Below are 16,870 nucleotides of genomic sequence, written 5' to 3'. Positions count from 1 at the left end.
GGCACAGGCTATTCTATCGATAGTTATCCCCCATGTAATTGCTTGATACTTATCAAAATAATAAATCCCTTACTTTCTATGATGGTTAAGTCTGATAAAGACTATGCACTCATTATTCTAATTTTTCTGGGTCACAATAACTCACAACGGTGAGGGTAAAATAATGAAAATCATTACCCGTCTTACCGCGATTGCCATAGCTGGCGTCGTGATTTGTTATTTTGGATTATCCGGTTATGTGTGGTATCACGATAATCAACGTAGTAAACAGGCAGATGTTCAGGCCTCTACGCGGGAAGAAAATAATATAGTATTAGGTTTTTTACGCGAAAAAGGATGCGATTATTGTCACACGCCTTCAGCTGAATTACCTTTCTATTCTTCTTTTCCTGTCGCTAAGCAGTTGATGAATTACGATATTCAACTGGGATACAAATCATTCAATCTTGAGGCCGTTCGTGCGGCGCTGGTCGCAGATAAACCCGTTTCGCAAAGCGACCTGAATAAAATTGAATGGGTGATGCAGTACGACACTATGCCGCCGACGCGTTATACCGCACTGCACTGGGCTGGCAAGGTAAGCGATACGGAGCGAGCAGAGATCCTGGGCTGGATTGCGAAACAGCGCGAGCAGTATTACGCCAGTAACGATACCGCCGCGCAGCATCGTAATGAGCCTGTGCAGCCGATACCGGAAAGCATTCCGACCGATGCCCGCAAAGTGGCGCTGGGCTTTACGCTTTATCACGACCCGCGTATTTCCGGTGACAGCACGATTTCTTGCGCGCACTGCCACGCCCTGAATGCGGGCGGCGTAGATGGTCGCAAAACGTCAATCGGCGTAGGCGGCGCGGTTGGTCCTATCAACGCGCCGACGGTATTTAACTCTGTATTCAACGTGGAACAATTCTGGGATGGTCGAGCACCAACATTGCAGGCGCAGGCAGGCGGCCCGCCGTTGAACCCTATCGAGATGGCGTCTAAATCCTGGGATGAAATTATTCAGAAACTGGATAAAGATCCGCAACTCAAACAAGAGTTTATCGCGGTTTATCCACAGGGATTCAGCGGAGATAATATTACCGATGCGATTGCTGAGTTTGAGAAAACGCTAATTACGCCAAATTCGCCGTTTGATAAATGGCTACGCGGCGATGAAGCGGCGTTAACTGCCCAGCAGAAACATGGCTATCAGTTGTTTAAAGATAATAAGTGCGCGACCTGTCATGGCGGTATTATTTTAGGCGGGCGTTCATTTGAGCCATTGGGTTTGAAAAAGGACTTTAATTTCGGCGAGGTCACTGCTGCAGATATTGGCCGCATGAACGTCACTAATGAATTACGTGACAAGCTGCGTCAAAAAGTCCCTGGCTTGCGTAACGTTGCGCTGACCGCGCCTTATTTCCATCGAGGTGATGTGCCTACGCTCGACGGTGCGGTAAAACTGATGCTGCGTTATCAGGTGGGTAAAGAACTGCCGCAGGAAGATATCGACGATATCGTGGCGTTCCTCGAAAGCTTAAACGGCGTGTATACGCCATATATGCAGGGTAAATAGACTTTGCCCTGGTCCTGATTCGGACGTAAAAAAACCGACTTCACGTCGGTTTTTTTACGCTTCAGCCCGAGTTGGTGGCTCTGGCCGAAGTGAGATAGTTATCATCTAACGCTTCAATCCTATTACCTTAACGGTACTATTGCAAGAATGCGCTGGCAGTTACGATTAAAAGAACTGTATACTTATCCAGTTAGCTCTGTAACTTATCCCTTCCGGACGCGCGCTAAACGCTTTCTAAGTCCTGATCGGCGAAACGGGTGGTGCCGTTGGCCGATGCTCTGGCCGGGGTGAGATAGTTATCATCTAACAATGGAGCATGCCCCGTGACAGGCAATGGATGAGTAAGCGGGTGCATTCTCACTCCATCTGATGGAGAAAACGGGTGATTGATAAAGCAATCATCGTTCTGGGAGCGTTAATCGCGTTGCTGGAGCTGATCCGCTATCTGCTGCAACTTTTGAACTGATAGCGGAAACGTAACTAAGGGCAAAGAGCTAACCCCTCTTTGCCCTTTAACACTCATGAAGTGCGATTAACGCATGGTAACGAACTCTTCTGCTGCCGTTGGGTGAATCGCAACGGTGTTATCAAAGTCTTTCTTGGTTGCGCCCATTTTCAGTGCGACCGCGAAGCCTTGCAGCATTTCATCCATTCCAAAACCAATACCGTGAATACCGACAATCTTCTCTTCCGGACCGACGCAAACCAGCTTCATGCGGCACGGCTGACGATGTGAGGTGACAGCGGTATACATCGCGGTAAATGATGATTTATACACTTTCACCTGGTCATCGCCGTGCTGTTCACGAGCCTGCTGCTCGGTCAGGCCCACGGTGCCAATTGGCGGATGGCTGAAGACCACGGTCGGGATGTTGCTGTAGTCCAGATGTTCGTCCGGTTTGTTGTTAAACAGACGCTCAGACAGGCGACGGCCCGCGGCAACGGCAACCGGCGTCAGCTCAACGGCACCGGTGTTATCGCCGACGGCATAAATTCCCGGCACGCTGGTGTTCTGGAATTTATCAACGACGATGTAGCCTTTTTCGTTGGTTTTCACGCCAGTAACTGCCAGGTTGAAGTTATCGGTGGCTGGTTCACGACCAATTGCCCAAATCAGGCAATCTACCGTTTCGCTACGACCATCTTCCAGTTGCAGGGTCAGGCTGCCGTCAGCGTTTTTAACGACCGCTTTCGGAATCGCGTGAGTATGCAGAGTCGGGCCTTCGGCGTTCATCACCTCAACCAGCGTGTCGACGATCATCGGGTCGAAGCTGCGTAGCGGCGCGTGTTTACGCACGAACAGATGCGTTTGAGCACCCAGGCCGTTAATCACGCCTGCCAGCTCAACGGCGATGTAACCTGCGCCGACGACCGCAACGCGCTTCGGCAGCGTGGGCAGCTCAAAGAAGCCATCGGAGTCGATCCCGTATTCCACACCCGGAATGTTCGGATGGCTCGGGCGACCGCCGGTAGCAATCAAAATATGATCGGCAGTAATGGTTTCACCGTTCACTTCAATGGTTTTGGCATCCACAAAGCGGGCAAAACCTTTAATCACATCGACATTATTTTTGCCCAGCACATTGTCGTACGAAGTATGAATACGGTCGATGTAAGCGGTACGCGTGGCGATCAGTTTATCCCAGTCGAACTTATTGATGGTGGTGTCGAAACCGTAATCCGGCCCGTACATGTGGATCGCTTCGCGAACCTGGGCGGCATGCCACATCACTTTCTTTGGTACGCAGCCCACGTTAACGCAGGTTCCGCCTAACTCTTTGGCTTCAATCAGTGCGCATTTCTGGCCGTACATTGCTGCACGGTTAATGGAGGCAATACCGCCGCTGCCGCCGCCAATAGCGATGTAATCATAGTGCTTGGTCATGACCGCTCCTTCATGTTCATTGTAGGGCGGAGAAGCGTTACGCCATCCGCCAAAATATTCGCGATTGTATACCTGATATTAAAAGGTTCCACCGATGGCTGCGATTACTCCGGCACGATCCAGCTTACCGAGGTATGACCGGTTCCTGCCGGAACCAGTTTGCTGTGCAACCACGGCAGAACGTTGTTCATCTGCTGCTCCAGCTTCCACGGCGGGTTAATCACAATCATGCCAGACGCTGTCATACCGCGCTGATCGCTGTCCGGGCGCACCGCCAGTTCAATTTGCAGAATTTTGCGGATGCCGGTGTCTTCGAGATCGTGGATCATGCGCTTGATTTGCTGGCGCAGAACCACCGGATACCACAGCGCATAGGTGCCGGTCGCGAAACGCTTGTAGCCTTCGTTAATACCGGTGACCACCGCCTGGTAGTCGCTTTTGATTTCGTAGGGTGGATCGATAAGGATCAGCCCACGACGTGAAACCGGCGGCAATTTTGCTTTCAGCTGCTGATAACCATCGGCTTTGGCCACGCGTGCGCGCTCATCTTTCTGGAATTCGCCGCGCAGCAGGGGAAAGTCGCTCGGGTGCAGTTCAGTTAATTGCAGGCTATCCTGTTCGCGCAGCAGCTGGCGAGCAATTAACGGAGAGCCCGGGTAGTAGCGCAACTGACCGCTACGGTTGAAGTGTTGCACTACGCCAATGTAGGGTTCAAGTTCGGCAGGCAAATCGTCCTGCTGCCAGATACGGGCGATCCCTTCCAGATATTCACCGGTACGTTCGGCATGCTCACTGCTCAGCTGATAACGGCCAGCGCCAGCATGGGTGTCCAGATAGAGAAACGGTTTTTCTTTCTCTTTGAGCGATTCAATGATCAGGCTCTGGACGGTGTGTTTCAGGACGTCGGCGTGGTTGCCTGCGTGATAACTGTGGCGATAACTGAGCATGGGTAATGAAATTCCGCTGAAATGACGATTTGCCACAGTTTACAGCAGATCGGCACAGATTACCCGTAGGCCCGGTAAGCGCAGCACCACCGGGCGTCTTTCCGTCACGGTTAGCATTGAAATCCTCTACACTTAACCCCATTGTACAAATTAATATGCACAGCGCCGGATACGCGCTTCATTCACTCTTTTCAACAGGACCGCGCTAATGACCAATCCATTGCTGACTCCCTTCGAACTGCCGCCGTTTTCTAAAATTCAGCCTGAGCATGTCGTGCCTGCCGTCACTAAGGCGCTGAACGATTGCCGCGAAAACGTTGAGCGAGTGGTTGCGCAGGGCGCGCCGTACACCTGGGAAAATCTCTGCCAGCCGTTGGCGGAAGTTGACGATGTGCTGGGGCGTATTTTCTCTCCTGTTAGCCACCTGAACTCGGTGAAAAACAGCCCGGAACTGCGTGAAGCCTACGAACAAACGCTGCCGCTGCTGTCTGAATACAGCACCTGGGTTGGACAACATGAAGGCCTGTACAAAGCGTACCGCGACCTGCGTGATGGCGATCATTACGCCACCCTGAACACCGCACAGAAAAAAGCGGTCGATAACGCGCTGCGCGATTTTGAGCTTTCTGGTATTGGTCTGCCGAAGGAAAAACAGCAGCGCTATGGTGAAATCGCCACCCGTCTGTCTGAGCTCGGCAACTTGTACAGCAATAACGTCCTTGATGCCACGATGGGCTGGACGAAGTTAGTCACCGATGAAGCCGAGCTGGCTGGTATGCCGGAAAGCGCGCTGGCTGCGGCGAAGGCCCAGGCGGAAGCCAAAGAGCAGGCAGGCTATCTGTTAACGCTGGATATCCCAAGCTACCTGCCGGTGATGACCTACTGTGACAACCAGGGACTGCGTGAAGAGATGTATCGCGCTTACTCCACCCGCGCGTCTGACCAGGGGCCGAACGCTGGCAAATGGGACAACAGCCCGATAATGGAAGAGATCCTCGCGCTGCGCCACGAACTGGCACAGCTGCTGGGCTTTGAAAGCTACGCCTTTAAATCTCTGGCTACCAAAATGGCGGAAAACCCGCAGCAGGTCCTCGACTTCTTGACCGATCTGGCGAAACGCGCCCGTCCACAGGGTGAGAAAGAGCTGGCTCAACTGCGCGCCTTCGCCAAAGCGGAATTTGGCGTTGATGAGCTTCAGCCGTGGGACATCGCCTACTACAGCGAGAAACAAAAACAGCACCTCTACAGTATCAGCGACGAGCAACTGCGTCCTTATTTCCCGGAGAACAAAGCCGTCAACGGTCTGTTTGAAGTGGTTAAACGTATTTATGGCATCACTGCCAAAGAGCGCACCGATGTTGACGTCTGGCACCCGGAAGTTCGTTTCTTCGAGCTGTACGACGAAAACAACGAGCTGCGCGGCAGCTTCTACCTCGACCTGTATGCCCGTGAACATAAACGCGGCGGGGCGTGGATGGATGACTGCGTCGGCCAGATGCGTAAAAGTGACGGCACGTTGCAAAAACCGGTTGCCTACCTGACCTGTAACTTTAACCGTCCGGTGAACGGTAAACCTGCGCTGTTTACCCACGATGAAGTGATTACCCTGTTCCACGAGTTCGGCCACGGTCTGCACCATATGCTGACCCGTATCGAAACCGCGGGCGTTTCCGGTATCAACGGTGTGCCATGGGATGCGGTCGAACTGCCGAGCCAGTTTATGGAAAACTGGTGCTGGGAGCCACAAGCGTTGGCGTTTATCTCCGGCCATTATGAAACCGGCGAACCGTTGCCGAAGGAACTGCTGGATAAAATGCTGGCGGCGAAAAACTACCAGGCGGCGCTGTTTATTCTGCGTCAACTGGAGTTCGGTCTGTTTGATTTCCGTCTGCACGCGGAATTTAACCCGCAGCAAGGGGCGAAAATCCTCGACACGCTGGCGGAAATCAAGAAACAGGTCGCCGTGGTGCCGGGCCCAACCTGGGGCCGCTTCCCGCATGCCTTCAGCCATATTTTTGCAGGGGGCTACGCGGCGGGTTACTACAGCTATCTGTGGGCCGACGTGCTGGCGGCGGATGCCTTCTCTCGCTTCGAAGATGAAGGGATTTTCAACCGTCAAACCGGACAATCGTTCCTCGATAACATCCTCACCCGTGGCGGTTCTGAAGAGCCGATGGAACTGTTCAAACGCTTCCGTGGCCGCGAGCCACAGCTGGATGCGATGCTGGAGCATTACGGGATTAAAGGCTGATTTACCCGTCATACTTCAAGCTGCCTCTTCGGCAACTGCGCTCACTCACCCTGGTCACGTACTATTTGTACGTTCCCAGGGATTCCTTCACTTGTTGTCTTGATGCAACTCGAATTATTTAGGGTAAAGCGGAATTGAAAATCTGCTTAATTGATGAAACAGGCGCCGGAGACGGCGCCTTATCTGTTCTGGCCGCCCGCTGGGGACTGGAACACGATGAAGATAACCTGATGGCGCTGGTGATGACGACAGCACATCTGGAACTGCGCAAACGTGACGAACCTAAACTCGGCGGTATCTTCGTGGATTTCGCGGGCGGTGCGATGGCCCATCGGCGCAAATTTGGCGGTGGCCGTGGTGAAGCGGTGGCGAAGGCGGTCGGCATTAAAGGCGATTACCTGCCGGATGTGGTCGATGCAACCGCAGGGCTGGGGCGCGATGCGTTTGTACTGGCCTCGGTAGGCTGTCGCGTACGAATGCTGGAACGAAACCCGGTGGTTGCTGCGCTGCTTGACGATGGCCTGGCGCGCGGGTATGCCGACCCGGAAATCGGTCTGTGGCTGCAGGAGCGTTTGCAGTTGATTCACGCGTCGAGCCTGACGGCGTTAACCGATATCACACCGCGCCCGCAGGTGGTGTACCTCGACCCGATGTTCCCGCATAAGCAGAAAAGCGCGCTGGTGAAAAAAGAGATGCGTGTGTTTCAGTCGCTGGTGGGGCCGGATCTGGATGCGGATGGGCTGCTGGAGCCTGCTCGTCAGTTAGCCACCAAACGAGTGGTGGTGAAACGTCCGGACTACGCGCCGCCGCTGGCCGACGTGGCAACGCCGAACGCGGTAGTTACAAAAGGGCATCGGTTCGATATTTATGCGGGAACGGCATAGGCCAGATGGTCAGCTATAGTGCCCTTATCGGGTCTACAGCTCGGTGCCGTTAGTAGGCCGGATAAGGCGGTAGCCGCATCCGGCATCACGGGTTAAACAAACGGTGCCAGCGGATCGGCAATCTCAAACGCTACCGCGCGGTCCGCCTTCGGCGGGTAAATCAGCTCACTGACAATCGACACCTTCAGCTTTTTCGCTTCTGCGCGCGTCAGTTTCACCTGCTGATCCCATCCTTCGCTATACACCGCACCCCAGGCACCAAGATCCAGGCAGGTGACGTAGTTTTCCTGACGATATGGCAGTGGTGTTATGTTTAACAGGTCTGCCGCGGCGTTATTACCGGCAAATTTACCCAGCAAGATGGCGTGCTGGCAGGTCATCAGCGCATGATTGCCTTTGTCGTCGGTGGCGGCGTAGGCTACATCGCCAGTGGCGTAGATATCATCGTGACCCACAACCTGCAGATTGGCATTTACATGCAGACGGCCCTGGCGATCGCGCGGGGCGTTAATCTGTGCTGTCAGGCTATTAGCCTGAACGCCGACGGTCCAGATAACTGTCTGGGAAGAAATCACCTGTCCATCTTTTAGCGTGACGCCAGAGGCATCCACGCACTCTACTTCTGCATTGACCAGCCACTCGACACCCAGTTCAGCAGAGGCTTCGATAATCACGTCACGTAATTCCTGGCTCCAGCGTCCGCCCGGCTGAGCGCCGCGTTCAACTACGACAACTCTGGTCTTAGCATCAGCGCCCAATATTTCGCGCAAACGACCTGGTAATTCCAGCGCCATTTCAATGCCGGTAAAGCCGCCGCCGCAGACCACTACCGTATTGCGAGCCTCACTTTCCGGTTGTAATGCCAGATCGTTAATGTGCTGCTCCAGTACGGCGGCGCTCTCAAGTTGGTCGAGGTCAAACGCGTGCTCGGCGGCACCGGTGACGGCGTCGCGGTTTACGTGACTTCCGCTGGCAAGCACCAGGCGGTCGTAGCGGCGCAGATGAATGTCACCGTTGGCATCTTTCCAGCTCACCTCTTTAGAGTCCGGGAGGATTTGCTCGACGTGACCTTGCAGGAAGTTGACGCCGGTAACGTCAAACAGCGGTTGCAGTGGTGCGACCAGCGTATGAACGGCGCTTTCATAAAAACGTGGGCGGACACGCAGCTCTGGCTGTGGCGCAATTACTGTAATATCAATGGCCTGCTGATGTTTATCCGCCAGTCGTGCGGCGCTTAATGCTGCCCACATACCGGCAAAGCCGGCGCCCACGATCAGAATTTGTTTACGCATTGGAGTTTTCTCACTGGTGACTACGAATTATTTACTCGGATTTTATTTGTCGTAGTTAAGAATTGCAATGCGATCGAGATCCTTTTTGCTTCAAAGGGTGAGGGTTTTTTATTATCTATTTGATAAATATGTATTTAAATTTTTATTGTGAAGAGGGGTTACTTTGCTGTCTGGAATGAGTGAAACGAAAAAGCTACAATAAACTCAGATTAATTTTGACTGAGATAAGAGAATGGCATTCTACAGTTCTGGGGTTGAGTACGGCATTCATAGCCTGATGTGTATGGTCGATAGTAAGGGCGACGCGAGGGATATGAGCGTGCGGGAAATTGCCGAACTGCAAAGTGTGCCATATGACTATCTGGCAAAAATTTTCACCCGTCTGTCCAAAGCGGGTCTGGTGCGCAGCATTGAAGGCAAGGGCGGTGGTTTCCAGTTAGCTAAACCTGCTGAACACATCACTGTACTGGATGTGGTGAATGCTATTGATGGTGATAAGCGCATCTTTGAATGTCGTGAAATTCGCCAGCGGTTGGCGGTATTTGAGGAACATCCACCAGAGTGGGCCTGTGAAGGCATTTGTGGTGTGCGTTCGGTAATGGACATGGCCCAGCAGCGGATGGAAGAAGCGCTCGGTCAGCATACGATTCTGGACTTGGCGCGCAAAATGTACCGCAAAGCGCCGGACACCTTTGTGGTGGAAGTGCAGGAGTGGATAGACGCGCGTAAAGGGTAGTGAGTGAAAATGCCGGATAGGGCAATAGCCGCCATCCGGCACTGAAGGTTATTGCTCGGTGCTCGGCGTATTAATCATGCGGTTCAGCCATGGCACCATAATCGCCATCACCACCGTTACGGCCAGGGTCACCAGACCAATCTTACTGAAGACGTTGGTATAGATAGGCAGCGTTTGCAGCGGGTCGGTGATGTTCTCTGGTACGGCGGTGAATGTCGCGACATAACCCCCCATCAGGAAGGCTGCTGCCTGGGTCAGGAACCACATCCCGAGAATAAAGCCCATCAGGTGTTGTGGCACGAGAGCGGCGACCATAGCCAGCCCCAGGGCGCTAATCAGCAGTTCACCCAGGCTCTGGAACAGATACACCAGCACGATAAACCACGGCGACGTCAGCCCCTGCGCATCGGCAAACCACATTCCGGCTGCAGCGGCGGTCAGGAAACCCAGCGAGCACAGGAACATACCGAGCGTAAACTTCATCGGCATGGTCAGGTCTTTACCTTTGTTGCCCAGACGGGTATAGATTGCGGCCAGTACCGGACTCGCCAGTACCACCCAGAACGGGTTTAGCGCCTGGAAGCTTACCGGGTTGATGGCGAAACCAAGAATTTCATGGTGCACGTTATTGATAGCAAAGAAGTTCAGTGAAGTTGGCATCTGCGCGTACAGGACGTAGAACACCACCGCTTCCAGCATCAGGATAAAGGCCACGAACATTTTGTTGCGCCCGGTTTTATCCAGTTTGAAGGCCTGACGGAAGAAGATGATCGTCACGGCAATTGACAGGACGATCAGCACCAGGTTGGCAATCTGCACGTTGTGCATCAGCCAGGCGCAGATAAATACCATCACTACCGTTCCGCCCAGCACGCAGAATAGATTACGGAAATTCAGCGGCTTATGGTCCGGCTCTGAACCGATATTCTTCACCATTCCACGGCAGGCAAAGTAGACCAAAAGCGCGACAATAAGCCCGGCCCCGCACAGATTATAGGTCACCGCGTAGCCAAACTTATCGGCAATCACCGGTGCCAGCGACAACGACAGCAGTGAACCGATGTTAATCGACATATAAAACAGGGTGAAGGCACCGTCCAGACGGGCGTCTTTCGGTGGATAGCATTTTGACAGCAGGCTTGCCGGGTTGGCTTTAAACAGCCCATTACCGACGGCAATGGTACCCAAAGCAATAAAAATCAGGTCGGGCTTAAGCAGTGACATCCCGGTCATGAAGTAGCCGATCGCCAGCACAATGGCGCCGAGTACCAGCGTGCGCTTGGTACCTAACAGATGGTCGCCGACGTAGCCGCCGATCGAGATCAGGCCGTAAACCAGCGCGGCAAAAGCACCAAAGGTGACGAATGCCTGTTCCTGAGAAAAACCGAGTTGCTTAACAAAAAATACCGCCAGGATGCCCTGAACGCCGTAATAGCCAAATCGTTCCCATAATTCCACAAAGAAGATCATGAAGAACGGACGAGGTTGCTGCAGCAAGCCCGTAGGTGCAGTTTTATTCATATTCCATCGCCTTTCAAAGCCATCCCGAAAAGTATGAACGCGTATGCTTAAACGCGCCGAAAAAGTCTTATTTTGTTATAGACTGCGGTTATTGGCCGCAGGCGTAGAGTATTATAGAGATAGTTTTCGATCCAATTAGTTGATCACACTAATTATGATTTATTTGTTGGATTGATGTACTAATTGTGTCTGAATGATAAAAACAAAAACGCCCGCAAAGGCGGGCGTTTACAGGCTTAACGACTTGTAGCGCATCGGGTTATCTCCCGACGGCCAGCGTTTTATGCTTCTTCGTCGTCACGCAGCGGAACAATCAACATGTCGACGTGGACAGTGTTGATCAGTTGGCGCGCGGAGGACATTAGCTTGCTCCAGAAATCCTGGTGGTGACCACAAACGACCAGATCCATGTCGTATTTTTTGATGGCATCAACCAGAACCTGACCCAGGTCGCCGCTACCGCTCAGGGTTTCGGTGATAGGGTAGCCTGCGTTGGTGGAAAGCTCGGTTAGCGCGTGGTGGGTTTCTTCAGAAATGCGTTTCTGCATGTCGCCCAGATTCACGTCGATAAGCCCGGTGTACAGGTCGGAATAGTTTACGTCAACGTGGATAAGGGAGACTTTAGCATTGTAAGGCCGCGCCATAGAGACCGCTTTTTCAACCAGAACTTTGCTTTCCGGAGAAAGATCAACCGCGATAAGAATGTGTTTATAAGCCATAGTGTTACTCCTTCCATAAGTTGTCGATGACTAGCCTGCTGGCGTTTACCTGCCGCCGCGTCATCCGCATCCTGCGAACCTTGCGCGCGGGGCTAGCCCAGTCGTAAAAACGTACCATATAAGGACTATCCTTACATTATAGCGACCAGGATAATCCGTCAATCCGCCTTGCTTGCCAAGCAGTTAAACAAATTTTTTAGTTAATTGCATTGATAGCGATTAACCTTCTGGCAAAAAAATTAACTAATCTCCTACACTATCTAGAGAGGCGTTCGGATGCGTGATACTAATACGAACGGTTCGGCTGTACTCTTCACTGAATGGTTTGGCAGGGTATCGGGGAGCGGTAGTCCCGGAAAGGAGTTCCGTGGGCGGGTCGCCGGGGAGGAGGTATGATAAGCACCATTGCATTGTTCTGGGCTTTATGTGTCGTTTGCATTGTTAATATGGCGCGCTATTTTTCTTCGCTACGCGCACTGTTAGTGGTACTTCGTGGTTGCGATCCATTGCTTTACCAGTATGTAGATGGTGGGGGCTTTTTTACCTCGCATGGGCAACCGAACAAGCAGATGCGTCTGGTGTGGTATATCTACGCTCAGCGTTACCGCGATCATCATGATGATGAGTTTATTCGCCGCTGTGAGCGGGTTCGCGGTCAGTTCATCCTCACCAGCGCGCTATGTGGCCTGGTGCTAATCAGCATGGTTGCGCTGATTATCTGGCACTGATGCCAACGACAGATACAAAAAAAGCGGGTCAGAAAACTGACCCGCTTTTTTACCGTGCATTCGCTTAGATAAGCTTCAGAGAGAGCCAGTAAAGCCCGCCGGAAAGAAGAATTGCGGCTGGCAGGGTGAAGACCCAGGCCATCAGAATGCTGGTCACCGTTTTACGCTGTAAACCGCCGCCATCAACAACCATCGTCCCCGCAACGGAAGAAGAGAGAACGTGGGTGGTGGAAACAGGCATACCGGTGTAGCTGGCGAGACCGATAGAGACTGCGGCGGTCATCTGTGCCGACATCCCCTGGGCATAGGTCATGCCTTTCTTACCGATTTTCTCACCAATGGTGGTGGCTACGCGACGCCAGCCGATCATGGTACCAATGCCCAGCGCCAGTGCGACGGCCATAATGATCCAGATAGGCGCGTACTCAATGGTGCTCAGCATGTCAGCTTTCAGTTTCTTCAGCAGACGCTGATCGTCAGTGCTTACGCCAGGCAGCTTAACCACTTTATCGGTGGTATCAGAGATGCAGAGCATAATGCGACGCAGCTGACCACGCTGTTCGACGCTTAACTTGTCGTAGGTTTCCAGGTTCGCCAGCATACCTTTCGCACGTTCCAGCGCGTTGATGGTATTCGCCGGGTGGCAATGGAACTCTGTCGTCGTCGCTGGTGCCGCGTCCGTCGGGGACGGAATCAACTGGTCTACGCCTGTAGCCTGTTTAAGCAGGTCAGGACGCTGCTGGAAGAAGACTTCGACGTTATTGATGGCATCACGGGTACGGGTAATCTCGTAACCGGAAGCATTCATATTCACCACGAAGCCCGCAGGCGCTACGCCAATCAGCACCAGCATCACCAGACCAATGCCTTTCTGCCCGTCGTTAGCGCCATGAGAGAACGCCACGCCGATAGCGGAGAGGATCAGTGCAATACGCGTCCAGAACGGCGGCTTTTTCTTACCGTCTTTCTTTTCACGTTCTGCTGGCGTCAGGTGGATACGGGCACGTTTTTTCGTACCGCTCCAGTAGCGACGCAGAATGAAAATAAGACCACCTGCAACCACCAGGCCGACAATCGGCGAGATGATAAGCGAGGCAAAAATACCGATAACTTTCGGAATGTTAAGTGCATCTACCACAGAAGTGCCGGTCATCAGCGCATTGGTTAAACCAATACCGATAATGGCGCCAATTAGCGTGTGGGAGCTGGATGCAGGCAAACCAAAGTACCAGGTACCCAGGTTCCAGATAATTGCCGCCAGCAGCATGGAGAACACCATGGCGAGGCCATGTGACGATCCCATATTGAGCAGCAGATCCGTTGGCAGCATATGCACGATGGCATATGCCACGCTGAGACCGCCCAGCAAAACACCAAAGAAGTTGAACACCGCAGCCATGACCACCGCCAATTGCGAACGCATTGCACGGGTATAGATCACGGTTGCGACAGCATTGGCTGTATCATGGAAGCCGTTAATCGCTTCGTAGAACAGCACAAAAGCCAGAGCAAGCAATAGTAAAAGCCCGGTATGTAAATCCAGGCCAGCAAACAAATGTAGCATAGGACGTTACGCCATTTTGAGGACATGAACGCGGCGCATTATCAGTGACTTTGGCGGCGCGGGCAAAGTGAAATATAGAGTTTTTTTGATTTGTCTCCTGCTTTGTTTTACACCACTAAAGAATTATCCTATATATTTCAGTTAAATACCCTTTATCGGTAGTTTGGTGCTGGTGCGACCACTGAGGAATCTTTACAATTCACACCCGCTTTTTAGAGAGGATCGCAACGTGGAAAGGTTTGATACCGTTATTATAGGCGCTGGCGCAGCGGGTATGTTTTGTGCCGCGCAGGCAGGACAAGCAGGTAGTCGCGTACTGCTGATTGATAATGGTAAAAAGCCGGGGCGTAAGATTCTCATGTCTGGCGGGGGACGCTGCAACTTTACCAATCTTTATGTCGAGCCTGCCGCCTATTTGAGCCAAAACCCCCATTTTTGCAAATCGGCGCTGGCGCGTTACACGCAGTGGGATTTTATCGACCTGGTGGGTAAACACGGTATTGCCTGGCACGAAAAAACGTTGGGTCAGCTGTTCTGCGATGATTCCGCCCAACAAATTGTCGATATGCTGGTGGCCGAGTGTGAAAAAGGTAACGTAACTATGCGGTTACGTAGCGAAGTCCTGAGCGTCGAGCGAGAGGGTGATGATTTCATCATCGAATTGAACGGGATGATCGTGGGCACGAAAAAGCTGGTTATTGCCTCTGGTGGTCTCTCTATGCCGGGGCTGGGCGCGACGCCGTTTGGTTATAAAATTGCCGAACAGTTCGGTCTGAACGTATTGCCAACGCGCGCAGGACTGGTGCCCTTTACGTTGCATAAGCCACTGCTGGAGCAGCTTCAGGTGCTCTCTGGCGTGTCCGTTTCTTCCGTTATCACCGCCGAGGACGGCACCGTCTTTCGTGAAAATCTGCTCTTTACGCACCGCGGGCTTTCTGGTCCGGCCGTACTGCAGATTTCCAGTTTTTGGCAGCCAGGCGAATTTGTCAGCATTAATTTGTTGCCGGATGTTGACCTTGCGAGCTTCCTCGATGACCAACGCAGCGCCCACCCTAATCAGAGCTTAAAGAATACGCTTGCTATGCAGTTGCCAAAACGGCTGGTGGAATGTTTACAGCAGTTAGGGCAAATCCCGGACGTCTCGCTGAAACAGCTTAACGTGCGCGATCAACAAACGCTGGTTGAGACGCTGACCGATTGGCGGGTGCAGCCGAACGGTACAGAAGGGTATCGTACCGCTGAAGTCACGCTGGGCGGCGTTGATACCAATGAGCTTTCATCGCGCACGATGGAAGCACGTAAAGTGCCGGGACTCTATTTTATCGGCGAAGTTATGGACGTTACCGGCTGGTTGGGAGGCTATAACTTCCAGTGGGCATGGTCGAGTGCCTGGGCGTGCGCGCAAGATTTAGCGCCAGCCTGACTGTGACGCCCGACAACCTGAGCTGCCGGGCGTTATCATTAGTTCAGACCAAGAAAGTGCTGGGCGATTTTAAAGTAGATAATTAACCCGGTACCGTCGATAAGCGTGGCGATAAACGGGGCTGAAACCACGGCGGGATCAATGCCGATACGCTTGAGTACCATGGGGATCACTGATGACACCACGGCGCTCCACAGCGTAATGCAAACCAGCGTCAGGCTGACGATCAGCGTGATTTCCATACCGATGCCCATCATCCACGCGCGCAAGCACCCTGCCAGGCCCAGCGTCAGAGCGATCAGCAGCGAAGTTGAAACTTCTTTGCGGATCACCCGACCCATATCGCGCAGCCGCACTTCTCCCAGCGCCATTGAACGTACCAGCGTCGAAGTGATCTGCGTACCGCTGTTGCCGCCAGTACCAATTAATAGCGGAATAAAAAAGGCCAGGGCAATTGCAGATTCCAGCGCCTCTTCAAAATGCTGAAGCACGCTGCTGGTATAGGCTTCTGCGACAAACAGCAGCAGGAGCCAGACCGAACGTTTTTTCCACAATGTCCACGGACTAATTTCCAGATAGGGTTTTTCCAGCGGTAGCGTGGCGCCCTGAAGCTGAACGTCTTCAGTAACATCATCTTCCTGTAGATGAGCGATCTCTTTTTCCATCAGACAACCGACCAGCTCACCTCTCTCAACGACAGCAACCAGATCGACTTCGCGTTCGGCTAACTCGGCAACGACCTGCGCCCGTTCATCATCAGGCTTTACATGAAATAAACAGCTGTCCGTAAGATGATTGATGTTCAGCGACGTATCTTTTTCCTGCAATAAGCGCTTGATGGATAACACCCCGCGCAGCGCTTTTCCAGCCACAACAAAGACCTGGCCCGGGATGTCATCCGTTGTGAGTTGGGAGACAAAGTACTCGCGAGCGCCGTTCACGCTGAGATGGTCTGGCAGAGTAATAAAATCGGTGCGCATATATTGGGCGATAGCGTCGCCATTGAAATCCGGCATAGGATGATGAGCGGCGCAGAGTGGCATAGATGACATGGTGTAATTCCCTATAAAAATCTCTCATAGGGGCGAACAAGACAGGGTTAGCACAGGCAGATCCCTACGTCCTGGTTTTAGCACTGAACAACGTATCTGTCCGATGGTGAAATCGTCAGAAGTTACCTTGGCAACACCTTGATTCGATGGATGCCTGTATTTCCCTGAGTGGTCTCTCTCGATACCAGCAGGGCGGTAACTTGTATTTGTACAGGAGCCTCGCCATAACGAGATCGGTAAATGAGCCGCTATTATAGGGATGCCTAATCATTGATTATGTTTATAGTTGCGATTGTTTATCAATCGTTGA

The 16,870-nt window shown here is 52.6% G+C and carries 15 protein-coding genes and 1 riboswitch; of the genes, 7 read left to right on the top strand and 8 right to left on the bottom strand.

The features are described from left to right. Window positions 1–163 precede the first annotated feature (163 nt). The gene (locus OGV98_RS13210) at window positions 164–1,558 is read left to right on the top strand and encodes a cytochrome-c peroxidase (RefSeq protein ID WP_044713945.1); all 1,395 of its coding nucleotides are present in this window, start codon (window positions 164–166) and stop codon (window positions 1,556–1,558) included. 223 nt (window positions 1,559–1,781) lie between these two features. On the opposite strand, the gene OGV98_RS13205 is transcribed toward OGV98_RS13210, so the two are convergent. Next, window positions 1,782–1,913 carry a hypothetical protein gene (locus OGV98_RS13205; protein ID WP_005122496.1) on the bottom strand — a complete coding sequence of 44 codons (132 nt, stop codon included), beginning with the start codon at window positions 1,911–1,913 and terminating at the stop codon, window positions 1,782–1,784. Window positions 1,914–1,940: 27 nt separating this feature from the next. On the opposite strand from OGV98_RS13205, the gene dinQ reads away from it, so the two are divergent. Then, entirely contained in the window at window positions 1,941–2,024 is an 84-nt protein-coding gene (dinQ, locus tag OGV98_RS13200) for a damage-inducible type I toxin DinQ (RefSeq protein ID WP_003837776.1), read from the top strand. A gap of 66 nt (window positions 2,025–2,090) precedes the next feature. Here the strand turns inward: dinQ and gorA are convergent, their stop codons facing one another. Next, window positions 2,091–3,443: a glutathione-disulfide reductase gene (gorA, locus tag OGV98_RS13195; protein WP_174328863.1), complete on the bottom strand. Its 1,353-nt coding sequence runs from the start codon at window positions 3,441–3,443 to the stop codon at window positions 2,091–2,093. A gap of 104 nt (window positions 3,444–3,547) precedes the next feature. Beyond that, complete coding sequence (locus OGV98_RS13190) at window positions 3,548–4,390, bottom strand: 23S rRNA (adenine(2030)-N(6))-methyltransferase RlmJ (protein ID WP_003023347.1); 843 nt, start codon at window positions 4,388–4,390, stop codon at window positions 3,548–3,550. A gap of 208 nt (window positions 4,391–4,598) precedes the next feature. Here OGV98_RS13190 and prlC point away from each other — a divergent pair, with 208 nt between their 5' ends. Beyond that, window positions 4,599–6,641, top strand: coding sequence for an oligopeptidase A (prlC, locus tag OGV98_RS13185; RefSeq protein WP_196615061.1), 2,043 nt, complete (start codon window positions 4,599–4,601; stop codon window positions 6,639–6,641). Between the two features lie 134 nt (window positions 6,642–6,775). Next, window positions 6,776–7,525 carry a 16S rRNA (guanine(1516)-N(2))-methyltransferase RsmJ gene (gene rsmJ / locus OGV98_RS13180; protein WP_088902980.1) on the top strand — a complete coding sequence of 250 codons (750 nt, stop codon included), beginning with the start codon at window positions 6,776–6,778 and terminating at the stop codon, window positions 7,523–7,525. A 92-nt stretch (window positions 7,526–7,617) separates the two neighbouring features. Here rsmJ and OGV98_RS13175 read toward each other — a convergent pair whose 3' ends face one another. Continuing rightward, a complete protein-coding gene (locus OGV98_RS13175) occupies window positions 7,618–8,817 on the bottom strand; it encodes an NAD(P)/FAD-dependent oxidoreductase (protein ID WP_003846157.1) in 1,200 nt (399 codons plus the stop codon). A 232-nt stretch (window positions 8,818–9,049) separates the two neighbouring features. Between OGV98_RS13175 and OGV98_RS13170 the strand changes: the two genes are divergently transcribed. Next, window positions 9,050–9,553 (top strand): RrF2 family transcriptional regulator, encoded by a 504-nt coding sequence (locus OGV98_RS13170; protein ID WP_003023361.1) that lies wholly within the window; start codon window positions 9,050–9,052, stop codon window positions 9,551–9,553. 48 nt (window positions 9,554–9,601) lie between these two features. Here OGV98_RS13170 and dtpB read toward each other — a convergent pair whose 3' ends face one another. After that, window positions 9,602–11,074 (bottom strand): dipeptide/tripeptide permease DtpB, encoded by a 1,473-nt coding sequence (gene dtpB / locus OGV98_RS13165; protein ID WP_048241958.1) that lies wholly within the window; start codon window positions 11,072–11,074, stop codon window positions 9,602–9,604. Between the two features lie 281 nt (window positions 11,075–11,355). Next, the gene (gene uspA, locus OGV98_RS13160; RefSeq protein ID WP_003023368.1) at window positions 11,356–11,793 is read right to left on the bottom strand and encodes a universal stress protein UspA; all 438 of its coding nucleotides are present in this window, start codon (window positions 11,791–11,793) and stop codon (window positions 11,356–11,358) included. 392 nt (window positions 11,794–12,185) lie between these two features. On the opposite strand from uspA, the gene uspB reads away from it, so the two are divergent. Continuing rightward, on the top strand, window positions 12,186–12,521 hold the full coding sequence (uspB, locus tag OGV98_RS13155) for a universal stress protein UspB (RefSeq protein ID WP_003023371.1): 336 nt from the start codon (window positions 12,186–12,188) through the stop codon (window positions 12,519–12,521). A 64-nt stretch (window positions 12,522–12,585) separates the two neighbouring features. On the opposite strand, the gene pitA is transcribed toward uspB, so the two are convergent. Further along, the gene (gene pitA / locus OGV98_RS13150) at window positions 12,586–14,085 is read right to left on the bottom strand and encodes an inorganic phosphate transporter PitA (protein WP_003023373.1); all 1,500 of its coding nucleotides are present in this window, start codon (window positions 14,083–14,085) and stop codon (window positions 12,586–12,588) included. Window positions 14,086–14,314: 229 nt separating this feature from the next. Between pitA and OGV98_RS13145 the strand changes: the two genes are divergently transcribed. Then, complete coding sequence (locus tag OGV98_RS13145; RefSeq protein ID WP_202580944.1) at window positions 14,315–15,508, top strand: BaiN/RdsA family NAD(P)/FAD-dependent oxidoreductase; 1,194 nt, start codon at window positions 14,315–14,317, stop codon at window positions 15,506–15,508. 38 nt (window positions 15,509–15,546) lie between these two features. Here OGV98_RS13145 and OGV98_RS13140 read toward each other — a convergent pair whose 3' ends face one another. Beyond that, a complete protein-coding gene (locus tag OGV98_RS13140) occupies window positions 15,547–16,560 on the bottom strand; it encodes a magnesium transporter (RefSeq protein ID WP_003837796.1) in 1,014 nt (337 codons plus the stop codon). Between the two features lie 55 nt (window positions 16,561–16,615). After that, window positions 16,616–16,799, bottom strand: a riboswitch (M-box (ykoK) riboswitch). Window positions 16,800–16,870 lie beyond the last annotated feature (71 nt).

It is taken from the genome of Citrobacter sp. Cf136 (genome assembly GCF_030333815.1).
Taxonomy (GTDB): domain Bacteria; phylum Pseudomonadota; class Gammaproteobacteria; order Enterobacterales; family Enterobacteriaceae; genus Citrobacter; species Citrobacter freundii.
This window is presented reverse-complemented; position numbering and strand designations above follow the sequence as displayed.